Here is a 12,311-nt window from a genome sequence, read left to right as displayed (position 1 = left end):
ACAAACCCTCCATCACATGGCGTGATGGAGGGTTTGTTATTTTGCGGCTGTTTACACGACGTGCGGCTCGTGCGAGGAGAGGTAGGACCGGCCGCCGAATGCCACCAGGATGGCGATGGCCATGGCCACCGCCCCGGCAAAGAACGGAACCTGCGGGCCAAAGTGCTCTCCGAGCTGCGCCGCCGCGAACGGGGCCAGGGCGCCGCCCATCCAGCGGACAAAGTTGTAGCCGGAGGAAGCCACGGGCCGCGGCGCATCGGAGACACCCATGGCCAGTTCCGTGTAAATGGTGTTGTTGATGCCCAGCAGCGCACCGGCAACAATGACCAGGACGACGACGGCCGGCACCGAGTGCCCCGCCGCCAGTCCCAGCCCGGCCAGGTCCAGCATGAGGACGAACAGCGTGCCGGTCAGTACCTTGACGGCGCCAAACCGGCTCTGCAGGACCGGTGCAACGAAGACCGAGAAAACGGCCACGGCCACACCCCAGCCGAAGAACACGCCGCCGATGCCGTAGGCGTCCATGCCCAGGATGAACGGGGTGAAGGCCAGGATGGTGAAGAAGCCGTAGTTGTAGAACAAGCCGCTTGCCGCCGTCGTCCGCAGTCCCTTGTGGCCCAGCGCCAGGAGGGGGTCGCGCAGGCGCACCTTGCGCTCCGGCAGGGGAGTTTTGGGCAGCAGGGCGATCAGGGCGATGAAGGCGGCAGCCATGAGGACGGCGGTGCCGAAGAACGGTGCGCGCCACTGCCAGCCGCCCAGGAGGGCGCCCAGCAGCGGGCCGAGCGAGATGCCCAGGCCCAGCGCGGCCTCATAGAGGATGATGGCGGTCCCGGCGCCGCCGCTGGCAACGCCGACGATCACGGCGAGCGCGGTGGCGACGAACAGGGCGTTGCCCAGCCCCCAGCCGGCGCGGAAGCCCACCAGCTCACCGACGCTGCCGGACAGGCCGGACAGGGACGAAAAGACGACGATGACGGCCAGGCCGATCAGCAGCGTCTTCTTGCCGCCGATCCGGGAGGATACGAACCCCGTGATCAGCATGGCCAGCGCCGTGACCAGGAAGTAGCTGGTGAACAGCAGGGACACCTGGCTGGGGCTGGCATCCAGGTTGGTGGCGATGGCGGGGAGGATGGGGTCCACCAGGCCGATGCCCATGAAGGCGAACACAGCGGCGAGGGCGGTGGCCCAGACCGCCTTGGGCTGTTTCAGGAATGAGGCTTTTTCAGCCTGAAAGGTTGATTCTGGTGCTTGCAGGGTTTCTGCGAGCTGGCCGTCCATGGAGGGTACTCCTAAGTTCGTGGCTGGTTCAGTTCTGGAGGGATGCATTGATTTTGTCGATGACCGGCAGGGCCGCCGCCAAGGCTTTGCGGTCCTGGTCGGAGAGGGTACTGAGGATTTCGGCCATCACCTGGTTGCGCCGGTTGTTGGCGGAGTCGACGGCGGCGCGGCCTTCGTCAGTCAGGACCACCCGGACAGCGCGGGAGTCCGCCGGGTCCGGCTCGCGGCGGGCCAGGCCCGCGCGCTCGAGTTTGATGATTTGTTCCGTGGCACTGGGCACGCGGACTCCGAGGTTCCGGGCAATCTCGCCGACTCGCTGGCCTTCGCCGAGCATCATCTTGAGGGTGCTGAGCTGGGCGGCGCTGAGTTCGCCGTCGGCGTCGAGGCGCCTCACCAGGTAGATACTGTGGCGGAGGGCTTCGCGGAACCCGCTGGCAAGTTCCTGCAATGCGGCATCGTTGGTATTCATCGTTAGGCAGCCTAACATTTAGGGTACCTAACGGTCAAGGGTTTAGAGCGCCAGTTTCATGCCGACATGGCTGGCCTCGAAGCCCAGCTGCTCGTAGAACCGATGGGCCGCGGTGCGGCTCTTGTGGGTAGTCAGCTGCATCAGGTTGCAGCCGCGCTTTTGCGACTCCCGGACGGCCCATCCCACCATCAGCTTGCCGATGCCCTGCCCGCGAAGGGACGAGGCCACGCGAACCCCCTCAAGCTGTGAGCGCCAGGCTCCCTGCCGGGAGATTCCCGGGAGGAAGCTCAGTTGGAAGGTGGCAACCACCGGACCGGCCTCTTCGCCGGGCGGCACCAGTTCGCCCACCACCAGCAGGTGGGAGGGGTCGGCGTCGATCGCTTCGAAGGCCCGCTCGTAGGGCTCCATGTCCCTGGCTGCTTCGCGGCCGGCGCCCAACGCGTCGTCGGCGAGCAGGCGCACCATGGCGGGCAGGTCCGCCTGGTTGGCGTGGCGGAGGCGGAACGTCCCGCCGTTGACGTCGGCGGTGAGCAAGGCGGGCGCTGCATCTTCGGGAAGGATCACCTGCCCAGCTTGGCACATGATCTGAGCTTGGCTTGAGGGAAAACCTGCCAAAGGTGAGCGGGCGTTGCCGGGGCACAGCAGCAAACCCACGACGCCGACACCCCGCCACTGGAATGCAAGTGGTGAGTGCCGGCGTCGTGGTTGCAGATGCGTTGGTGGATTTCCTGCAGGATCTGATGGAGCGTTGCGTTAAAGGCCGCAGGTGGTGATGGTGCGTGTCAGGTGATGCTTTGGGCGGGGGTGTCGGCCATTTCCGCCTGCCGCTCCTCCACAAGGGTGGCAACAGCGGCGAACAGCGGGTGGCCGGGCGCCAGCCCGGTAATCCTTTCGGTGGCATCAGTGGGGCTGGCCGAGCCCAGGATGGCTGCCAGCTCGGTGGCCTCGGCATCAGCGGGATCGTTGAACCGGAGGGCTGCCGCGATGGCACCCAGCAGGGCCTCAGGCACCACGCCGCGTTCTGCCAGTTCCGCTGCCGGACCGATGAACCGCTCGTTCCGGCTCAGCTTCCGCAGCGGAGCCCGGCCCACGCGGTTGACGGTGTCCGGCAGGTACGGGTTGGAGAACCTGACCAGGATCTTCTGGACGTAGGCTTCCTGCTCGTCGTTGCTGAACCCGTGCTTGGCCACCAGGAGCTGCTTGGTTTCCTCCAGCACCGCCCGGACATCTTCAGCCACATCCTGGTCCGCCATGGCGTCGGAGATCTTCTCCAGGCCCGCCTCGAACCCGAAGTATGCCGCTGACGCGTGGCCGGTGTTCACGGTGAACAGCTTCCGCTCGATATAGGGCGAGAGGTCGTCCACGAACGTTGCGCCGGGGATCGCGGGAGCGGAGTCACCGAAGGCAGTGCGGTCGATGACCCATTCGTAAAAGGTCTCCACGGTGACGTCCAGGCCCTGGCCGGCTTCCTGGTTGGGAACGATCCGGTCCACCGCCGTGTTGGCGAACACCGCCTTGTCATCCAGGACTGCGGCGGTGGCTCCGGGCTGGGCCGCCACTTCCTTGGCAAGGATGTCCGTGGCGTTGATCGCGTTCTCGCAGGCCATCACCTGCAGGGGCGCCCGGCCGGGCTCCCTGGCGACGATGCCCTTGGCGATCACGGGCGCCACGAACTTCAGGATGTGCGGACCCACTGCGGTGGTGACGATGTCCGCCGTCGCGATCTCGGCGACCAGTTCCGCTTCCTGGGCGTTGGAGTTCAGGGCCCGGAAGTTATCCACAGTCCGCACGGCCGGGTTGTCCCCCACCTCATGCACGGCGTAGCTGTCCGCTTCCTTGAGCCGGTTGATCAGGTCCTCGGCCACGTCCGCGAACACCACTTCGTAGCCGGAATCGTGCAGGAGCAGCCCCACGAAGCCACGGCCGATGTTGCCGGCCCCAAAATGTACTGCCTTCACTATGCGTTGACCTTTCCGAAGAGTTCCAGGACTTCATCCTCGGACGTGGCGGCCTCGAGACGGGCAACCTGTTCCTTGTTCGTGAAGACCTTGGCGATGGAGGACAGGATGTGCAGGTGCTCGTTGTTGATGCCGGCAACGCCCACCACGAACTTGACCTGCTTGCCGTTCCAGTCAATGCCTTCCGGGTAGCGGATCACGGACACGGCCGACTTGCGGATGTGGTCCTTGGCGGCGTTGGTGCCGTGCGGGATGGCCAGGAAGCTGCCCATGTAGGTGGAGACAGATTCTTCCCGCTCATGCATGGCTGCGATATAGCCCTCATCCACCGCCCCGCGGGCCAGCAGGAGCCGGCCGGCCTCGTCGATGGCGGCGTCGCGGGTGGTGGCCGAACCGCGCATGACCACGCTCTCGCGGGCCAGGATGTCGGAGCTTCCGTTCGCGGAAGCTCCGGCGGCACCTGCTGCCGCAGGGGCTGCGTCCAGCGGGGCATCGGCGGCGTGCGCACCGTGGGTGGTGCCGGCGTCGGACGTTCCGCCTTCGGTGTTGCTCTCGCGGACCAGGTCCACGATCTCCTCATAGCGGGGGCTGCTCATGAAGTTGTCCACCGAGTAGTGGACGGCGCTGGAGGTGGCCGGCTTGGCCCGTTCGGTGAGGTCCTGGTGCGTGACCACAACGTCGTAGGTGTCGCTGAGGTTGGCGATGGAGGCGTTGGTGACCTTGACGTCCGGGAAGCCGGCCGCCTTGATCTTGTTCCGCAGCACGGAGGCGCCCATGGCGCTGGAGCCCATGCCGGCGTCGCACGCGAACACGATGTTCCGGACGGGGCCGGCCAGGACGCCCACTCCGCCACGGCCGGAGGCGGCACCTGCGGAAGCGCCTGCACCAGTGAGGGTGGAGGACACCGAGCTCTTCTTGCCCTTCATTGCCTCCATGCGGGCAGTGGCGTCGCCCAGGTCGGCTTCGTCGCTGTGCTTGGTGGTCTTCATGATGACGGAGGCCACCAGGAAGGACGCCGTGGTGGCGAGCAGCACCGACAGGATCACGCCGAGGTAGCTGTCACGGGACGTCTGGGCGAGCACCGCGATGATGGATCCCGGGGCGGCGGGGGCAACGAGTCCCGCGCCGGTGACGGCAAGGGTGGCGATGCCGGTCATGCCGCCGGCGATGGCTGCCAGGATCAGCAGCGGGCGCATCAGCACGTACGGGAAGTAGATCTCGTGGATGCCGCCCAGGAAGTGGATGATCGCAGCACCGGGGGCCGACGCCTTGGCGGCACCGCGGCCGAAGAACATGTAGGCCAGCAGGATGCCCAGGCCGGGGCCCGGGTTGGCCTCGAGCAGGAACAGGATGGACTTGCCCTGGTCCAGCGACTGCTGGACGCCCAGCGGCGTGAGCACACCGTGGTTGATGGCGTTGTTCAGGAACAGCACCTTGGCAGGCTCGATGAAGATGCTGGTCAGCGGCAGCAGTCCGTTGTTGACCAGGAACTGCACCACGTTGCCGGCTGCGGTGCTGAAGGCCGTCACCAGCGGTGAAATTCCGTAGAAGCCCAGCATGGCGAGCAATGCGCCCCAGATGCCGGCGGAGAAGTTGTTGACCAGCATCTCGAAGCCGGGGCGGATCTTGCCGTCCCAGAGCATATCGATCTTCTTCATGGTCCAGCCGCCCAGCGGGCCCATGATCATGGCACCGATGAACATGGGGATGCCGGCACCAACGATCACGCCCATGGTGCCGATGGCTCCCACCACGCCGCCGCGGACGTCATAGACGTTCTTGCCGCCGGTGTAGCCGATCAGGAGCGGCAGGAGGTAGGTGATCATGGGGCCTACCAGGCCGATGTTGGGCTTGCCGCCGGTCTCGCCGAAACCACCCAGTTGCGGAACGGGCAGCCAGCCCTTCTCGATGAAGAGGGCGGTGATGATGCCCCAGGCGATGAACGCCCCGATGTTGGGCATGATCATGCCGGACAGGAATGTCCCGAACTTTTGGACGTGCACGCGCGCGCTGGTGCGGGGTTTTGCAACTGTCTCTGTTGCCATGTGATTTCCTAACCTCATTCCTGCTGCTCCGCAGGAGTGGTCCGATGATTACGACGACATACTGCTGGGTACTACGGGGTTGCGGGGCTAACCGGCGGGGCTGGTGGAGATCCGGTGCAGCCATTCGAGGAAGAGCTTGAGTTCCGAGCTGGAAAGCTGGTCAGAGTGCGAAGCCTGAAGTGCGGCGTTCAGGGCGATCGCTGCCACCACCACCGAGGACTTTCCGGTGCCGCCCGGGGCCGGGCCGCTGGCGGGCTCGGCGGACACCGCGAAGATCATGGCGTCCCGGGTCATGGTGGACAATTCGAGGTTGCGCTCGGTTGCGGGCTCCGCAATCAGCATCAGCGTCACGCCCACATTGGCTGCCAGGATGGACCTGGCTGCCTCCCTGGGCTGGACGTTCAGCTGGCCCGCCGCCGCTGCCTTGTTCAGCATCTCCTCCATGAGCGCCTCGGCGTCTGCCACGATGGCAGGCCGGCTCTCCGGACGGATGTTGCCGAACATCACCAGGTACAGCTCAGGCTGGTTCAGTCCGAACTGGACGTGGTTGTCCCACATTCTCCGGATGTCCTCAAGCGGCCGTCCGGAGGGGGCGAAATCCCTTTCGCCCGCGACATATTCTTCAAACCCTGCGGCGACGACGGCGTCGAACAGACCTTCCTTGTCACCGAAGTGGTGGTACAGGGTGGGCGCCGAAACCCCCGCCAGCTGGGTGATCTGGCGGGTTGACACCGGTGCTCCCGCGGATTTTGCCAGCAGTTCCGCGGCAGCACGGAGCAGCCGCATTTTGGGGGGAAGCTGGCCATCCAAACTCATAACCGCTACCCTAGCACCTATAGCGTTGCTATATGAACTGAATCACATACAATTTTTTCAGGCACGTTTCCCGCCCTGGACGTAGCAGTCTTCAGGCGGACCCGGCACGGTGCCGGAGAACTTGGCGGGCCTGTCCACCGGCAGAGAATGAGGACCTTCAGTGCAGAACTTCCCAGGAGTAGGCGTCAGCCCAGGCCGCGTCATCGGCACCGTCCGGCAGATGCCCAAACCGATCAGTGAGCCTCCCGCCGGCGAACAGCTGGCCCCGGGCACCACTGCCGAGGAAGCCACAGCAGCACTGAAGGCAGCCGCGCAGGCGGTGCACGACGAACTGAAGGACCGCGCCGCCCACGCCACCGGCGACGGCAAGGCCGTCCTGGAGGCCACCGCACTGATGGCCAAGGACACCATGCTGATCAAGGGGGCAGCCAAACTGGTGGCCCGGGGCACCTCCGCCGAACGCGCCATCTGGGAATCCGGTTCATCCGTATCCGAGATGCTGCACAACCTGGGCGGCTACATGGCCGAACGCGCCACCGATGTCCTTGACGTGCGCGCCCGGATCGTGGCCGAGCTCCGGGGGGTTCCCGCACCCGGCATTCCCGCCTCCAACACCCCGTTCGTCCTGGTGGCAGAGGACCTGGCCCCCGCGGACACTGCGACACTCGACCCGAACAAGGTCCTGGCACTGGTGACCGCAGGCGGCGGCCCCCAGTCGCACACCGCCATCATCGCCCGGTCCCTCGGCCTGCCCGCCGTGGTTGCCGCCGTGGGCGTGGACGAACTCCCGGACGGCACCGAGGTGTACGTGGACGGCGCGGCCGGCCTCATCACCTCCGGGCCCGACGAATCCCTGCGGGCAACAGCGGAAGCATGGGCCGCCACGGCATCGCTGCTGGCAGAGTTCACCGGCACGGGCACGACGGCGGACGGCCACGAAGTGCCGCTGCTTGCGAACGTGGGCGGCGGCAAGGACGCCGAAGCGGCCGCCAAGCTGGGAGCCCAGGGCGTGGGCCTCTTCCGCACTGAGTTCTGCTTCCTTGAACGAGATACCGAACCCAGCGTCGAAGAGCAGGCCGCTGCCTACAAGAGTGTCTTTGATGCCTTCCCGGGCAAGAAGGTAGTGCTGCGCACCCTGGATGCCGGCGCGGATAAGCCGCTGCCGTTCCTGACGGACTCCACCGAGCCCAACCCGGCCCTCGGCGTCCGCGGCTACCGCACCGACTTCACCACTCCCGGCGTCCTGGACCGCCAGCTGGAGGCCATCGCCCTGGCGCAGCAGCAGTCCCAGGCCGATGTCTGGGTCATGGCCCCGATGATCTCCACGGCGGAGGAAGCGGCCCGGTTCGCTTCCATGTGCGCCGATGCCGGCATCAAAACCCCCGGCGTCATGGTGGAGGTCCCGTCGGCAGCCCTTACCGCCGAGTCCATCCTCCGCGAGGTGGGCTTTGCCAGCCTTGGCACCAACGACCTCACCCAGTACGCCATGGCCGCAGACCGCCAGCTTGGTCCGCTGGCCAACCTGAACACCCCGTGGCAGCCTGCCGTCCTGCGCCTCGTCGGCCTCACCGTTGAAGGATCCCGCGCGGAGGGCCACAACAAGCCCGTGGGCGTCTGCGGCGAGGCTGCCGCCGATCCCGCCCTCGCCGTCGTCCTCACCGGCCTGGGTGTGAGCACCCTGTCCATGACGGCGCGCTCCCTCGCCGCGGTGGCGGCAGTCCTGAAGACGGTGACCCTGTCCGAAGCCCAGGACCTGGCCAAGCTTGCCCTGTCCGCGCCGAGCGCCACCGAGGCGCGGGCGTGGGTCCGGGAAAAGCTGCCGGTATTGGAGGAGCTGGGACTCTGACGCGGCCGCGGCCGCGGCCGGCCGCGGCCGGGATAGGCTACGTCCATGGCACTGATAGCCCCCCGCGTCACGGCCGGACTGCCTGCCGGCGACGCCCGCAGCCTTGCGCGCGCCCTGGCGGACAGCAATGACATCACCGTCTTCGTCGACGGCACGGTCCACCGACTGCCCGGGCAGGCGCGGGACGCCGTCGTGGACCTCCTCGCCCGGCTCAGCCGAGGCGAAACGGTGACCGTGAGCAGCGTGGAGGACATGCTGACCACGTCGCAGGCGGCCGAGCTTGCGGGTATCTCGCACACCTACCTGCGCAACATGACGGACCGCGGTGAAATCCCGGTGGAGTACCGCGGCTCGCACCGGCGGATCCGGACAGCTGACATCATGGCGTGGCTCGAGGCCCAGAAACTTGCGGAACAAAAACGCCGGCATGACAAGGCCGCCGGGGCCGACGCCGCCGGCACGGGCGAGTAGTTGGGCACCCGCATGGCGTGGCCCCGCTCCCGGAAGGAGCCACTGAGGTCAGCCGACGTGGAGGCCGACGGGCTCCAGGGGCGCATCCTTTGGGCTGACGGCACACCTGCGCCGGGGCCGGAAACCGCCGGCAGCCAAACCGTGCCCGCCTACGTCCTTATCCACGGCATCGGGGTTTCCCACCGCTACCTTCGGCGCCTCCACGACGAGCTCGCCGCCGTTGCCCCCACCTATTCCCTGGACCTGCCGGGTTTCGCCGGCACCCCCAAGCCCGGGCGGCAACTGTCGGTGGAGGACTACGGGGCCTTCATCGGGCAGGCATTGAAGGCCTGTGGCATTGGCCCGTATGTCCTGGTGGGACATTCGATGGGGGTCCAGTTCGCCATCGAAGCCGCGCTTGACGCACCGGAGCAGGTGCGCCGGTTGGTGCTGATGGGTCCCGTGGTGGACTCGCGGCACCGCAGCGTCCGGCGGCAGGGCCTGGCACTGTTCCAGGACTCGCTCCTGAGGGAAAGCGCCTCCTCCAACTGGCTGGTCTTCTCGGACTATTTCCGCTGCGGTCCACGCTGGTACTTCACCATGCTGCCCGTGATGATGGCCTACCCCACCGAGCTGCGGCTTGCGGGCATCAATGCGCCAGTGCTGGTGCTGCGCGGAAAACACGATCCGGTGGCGGGCGCGGATTGGTCGCTCCGGCTCTCGCAGGTTGTGCCGCAGGGAAGCTTTGTTGAGATTGGCCGGGCAGGACACGTGGCCCAGCACCTGCGCCCGCGGCAGGTTGCGGACGCCATCAGGTCTTTCGCCGAGGCCTCCGTCTAGCGTCAGATTCCGGACCTCAAATTCTGGGCCTTCCCGCCCAGCGCCGCATTTTGAGGGCGGCGTGCAGTTCCAGGCGGAGCATGCCCTTCAGCGGGTCCACCCCCAGCAGCTGCCGGATCCGGCCCAGCCTGTTGTAGATGCTGCTGCGGTGCAAGTGGAGCTTGCCGGCGACGTCCTGCACGGAGCCGTCGTTGTCATAGAGGAGTTCAAGGACCGGGATGAGTTCGTCGTTGCGGTCGTGGTCCTCGAGCATGCGGAAGTAGACCGAACCGGAGTCCGCCCAGGCTCCCACACCTCCCCCGGCCGACGCGAGAAGCTGGTAGACGCCCGTTGCGCGGCAGTCCACCAGTTCGCCCAGCTGCGGGTCCACCGCCGCCGCCTGTGCCGCCACCCGCGACTGCCGGTATGCCTCCGACAACTGGCGGGTTTTCGAGAAACCCTCGCTGATGCCCAGGATGATCCGGTGGACCGGGCGGCCGGAGCGCTTGGCAAGCTCCAGCTGGTAGTGGACCAGGACCTGCGCGTGGTTGGCCCGGCCGGTCGACTCGCGGAACAGCACCACGGAATGCGTCTCCGTCCCGGCGCTGAACAGGGCGGCATCCACCCCAACGGTTGCCTGGAGCGCGGTGGAGCGGTGGATCAGGGTGGACGCGATGGGGTCCGGACCGCTGGCCCAGCCGTCCGCATCGAGCACCGTAACCATCTGCCACGGGCCGCGCCCCTGGACTTCCTTCCAGCCGGCGACGGCGGCCAGGGCATTGGGTTCCCCTGCACAGGCGGCGAGGAACTCCCGCTCCCTGCCCCGCCGGAATTCGGATTCGGCCGTATTTGAGTCGAGCAGGAGGCCGGACAGCAGCTCAAGCTCGTGGTTCACGCCCGGCAACTGGGTGAGGATCGCCGTCGGGCTTTCCTCCGCGGAGTCCTGCTGCACCCAGAGGTAGCCCACGCGGAATCCCCGCACCATAAGCGGAACGCAAACCCGGCCCAGCATGCCCAGGTCCGGGTTGGCGGGAACCACAACGGGCCGCACGGCTGTGGCGATGCCGTGGGAGAGCTGCCAGGCGCTCACGTCCGCCGGGACCTTCTTGCTGAGGAGGAAGTTCACGCGCACCCGGTCGGCGTGGGACTGGTTCGAGCTGTAGGCAAGCAGCAGGCCGTCCAGGTCCTCGAGGGAAAGCCCGCGTCCCAGCTTCTGTGCCACCTGTTCCACGAGCTGTTCCACACCCTGCTGCTGCATGGGCCAACACTACTGCTGCGGAACCCCTGAGGACGAACGGACATGAGGCGACACCTGACGCTTCAAGGCTCGACAGATGTCTAGCTGACGGCGGCAAAAACCGCGGAATCACGGGATTTCCCATGTGGCGCTTCGGGCTCCCGCATGTCAGCTGGCTCACAGCCGGATTTATCGTTGAAGCACGAAATCCTTCCGTTTTACGGCCCACCGGCCCCACACCCTGGAGCAGACGATGATCATCGGCGTCCCCAAAGAAATCAAGAACAACGAGTTCCGCGTGGCCATCACCGCGGCCGGCGTCCACGAGTTCCTTACTCACGGGCACACCGTCCTGGTGGAGCGCGGCGCAGGCCTCGGCTCAGGTATTACCGACGAGGAATACTCGATCGCCGGTGCCGAAATCGTCAACGAAGCCGATGACGTCTGGGCCCGCGCGGACATGGTCATGAAGGTCAAGGAACCCATCAAGGCCGAGTACCACCGCTTCCGCAAGGGCCTGATCCTCTTCACCTACCTGCACCTGGCCGCCGAGCCGGAACTGACCCGGGAGCTCATCAACTCCGGCGTCACCGCCATCGCCTACGAAACCGTGCAGGAGGGCCGGTCGCTGCCGCTGCTCGCCCCGATGTCCGAGGTTGCAGGCCGCCTGTCCGTCCAGGTGGGTGCCACCTCCCTGATGGCTCCGGCCGGCGGCAAGGGCGTCCTGCTGGGCGGCGTGCCCGGCGTGCGGCCCGCCAAGGTGGTTGTCCTGGGCGCCGGTGTGGCCGGCACCAACGCCGCAGCCATGGCCCTTGGCCTGGGTGCCGACGTCACCATCCTGGACATCAACATCAACCGCCTGCGCGAACTGGACGCCCAGTACCAGGGCCGACTCAAGACCGTGGCGTCGAACAAGTACGAGATCGAAAAGTCAGTGGTGGACGCAGACCTGGTGATCGGTTCCGTCCTGATCCCGGGCGCCAAGGCCCCCAAGCTGGTCACCAACGACCTCGTGGCCCGGATGAAGCCCGGCTCGGTCCTGGTGGACATCGCCGTGGACCAGGGCGGCTGCTTCGAGGACACGCACCCCACCACGCACCAGGAACCCACGTACAAGGTGCACAACACCATCTTCTACTGCGTGGCCAACATGCCCGGCGCCGTCCCCAACACCTCCACCTACGCGCTGACCAACGTCACCCTGCGCTACGCGGTGTCCCTGGCCAACCTGGGCGTCAAGGCCGCCTTCGACCGTGACCCCGCCCTCGCCGCCGGCCTGAACATCGCCGCCGGCCATGTGGCCCACCACTCCGTGTCCGAGGCCCACGACCTGCCCCTCGTCGCCGACTGGCACGAACTGGTTTCCGCCTAAGCCCTTCCGACGCCCGCTGCT

11 protein-coding genes are annotated in these 12,311 nt (G+C 66.8%); 4 read left to right on the top strand and 7 right to left on the bottom strand.

The window, feature by feature from the left end; genetic code table 11:
* Positions 1-51 precede the first annotated feature (51 nt).
* The 6 genes from ACR65K_RS12255 to ACR65K_RS12230 form a co-directional block, all read right to left on the bottom strand.
* Positions 52-1,278 carry an MFS transporter gene (locus tag ACR65K_RS12255; protein WP_440153063.1) on the bottom strand — a complete coding sequence of 409 codons (1,227 nt, stop codon included), beginning with the start codon at positions 1,276-1,278 and terminating at the stop codon, positions 52-54.
* Between the two features lie 28 nt (positions 1,279-1,306).
* Complete coding sequence (locus ACR65K_RS12250) at positions 1,307-1,747, bottom strand: MarR family winged helix-turn-helix transcriptional regulator (RefSeq protein WP_440153061.1); 441 nt, start codon at positions 1,745-1,747, stop codon at positions 1,307-1,309.
* A gap of 42 nt (positions 1,748-1,789) precedes the next feature.
* Entirely contained in the window at positions 1,790-2,329 is a 540-nt protein-coding gene (locus ACR65K_RS12245) for a GNAT family N-acetyltransferase (protein WP_440153059.1), read from the bottom strand.
* A gap of 200 nt (positions 2,330-2,529) precedes the next feature.
* Positions 2,530-3,705 carry a mannitol-1-phosphate 5-dehydrogenase gene (locus ACR65K_RS12240; protein ID WP_440153057.1) on the bottom strand — a complete coding sequence of 392 codons (1,176 nt, stop codon included), beginning with the start codon at positions 3,703-3,705 and terminating at the stop codon, positions 2,530-2,532.
* Complete coding sequence (locus ACR65K_RS12235; protein WP_440153055.1) at positions 3,705-5,750, bottom strand: PTS mannitol transporter subunit IICBA; 2,046 nt, start codon at positions 5,748-5,750, stop codon at positions 3,705-3,707. Before ACR65K_RS12235 ends, ACR65K_RS12240 begins: the two co-directional genes overlap by 1 nt.
* Positions 5,751-5,837: 87 nt before the next feature.
* Entirely contained in the window at positions 5,838-6,566 is a 729-nt protein-coding gene (locus tag ACR65K_RS12230; protein WP_440153053.1) for a TetR/AcrR family transcriptional regulator, read from the bottom strand.
* A gap of 160 nt (positions 6,567-6,726) precedes the next feature.
* Here ACR65K_RS12230 and ptsP point away from each other — a divergent pair, with 160 nt between their 5' ends.
* Genes ptsP through ACR65K_RS12215 form a run of 3 tightly spaced genes read left to right on the top strand, consistent with a single transcriptional unit; the run spans position 6,727 to position 9,702 of the window.
* The gene (gene ptsP, locus ACR65K_RS12225) at positions 6,727-8,412 is read left to right on the top strand and encodes a phosphoenolpyruvate--protein phosphotransferase (RefSeq protein ID WP_440153051.1); all 1,686 of its coding nucleotides are present in this window, start codon (positions 6,727-6,729) and stop codon (positions 8,410-8,412) included.
* 45 nt (positions 8,413-8,457) lie between these two features.
* Positions 8,458-8,883 (top strand): helix-turn-helix domain-containing protein, encoded by a 426-nt coding sequence (locus ACR65K_RS12220; RefSeq protein WP_056335655.1) that lies wholly within the window; start codon positions 8,458-8,460, stop codon positions 8,881-8,883.
* A gap of 12 nt (positions 8,884-8,895) precedes the next feature.
* Positions 8,896-9,702 (top strand): alpha/beta fold hydrolase, encoded by an 807-nt coding sequence (locus ACR65K_RS12215; protein ID WP_440153049.1) that lies wholly within the window; start codon positions 8,896-8,898, stop codon positions 9,700-9,702.
* 16 nt (positions 9,703-9,718) lie between these two features.
* Here the strand turns inward: ACR65K_RS12215 and ACR65K_RS12210 are convergent, their stop codons facing one another.
* Positions 9,719-10,939, bottom strand: coding sequence for a PucR family transcriptional regulator (locus ACR65K_RS12210; RefSeq protein ID WP_056335659.1), 1,221 nt, complete (start codon positions 10,937-10,939; stop codon positions 9,719-9,721).
* Between the two features lie 232 nt (positions 10,940-11,171).
* On the opposite strand from ACR65K_RS12210, the gene ald reads away from it, so the two are divergent.
* Positions 11,172-12,290: an alanine dehydrogenase gene (gene ald / locus ACR65K_RS12205; protein WP_142118425.1), complete on the top strand. Its 1,119-nt coding sequence runs from the start codon at positions 11,172-11,174 to the stop codon at positions 12,288-12,290.
* Positions 12,291-12,311 lie beyond the last annotated feature (21 nt).

The sequence above is a fragment of the Arthrobacter sp. SAFR-179 genome (assembly GCF_059414945.1).
This window is presented reverse-complemented; position numbering and strand designations above follow the sequence as displayed.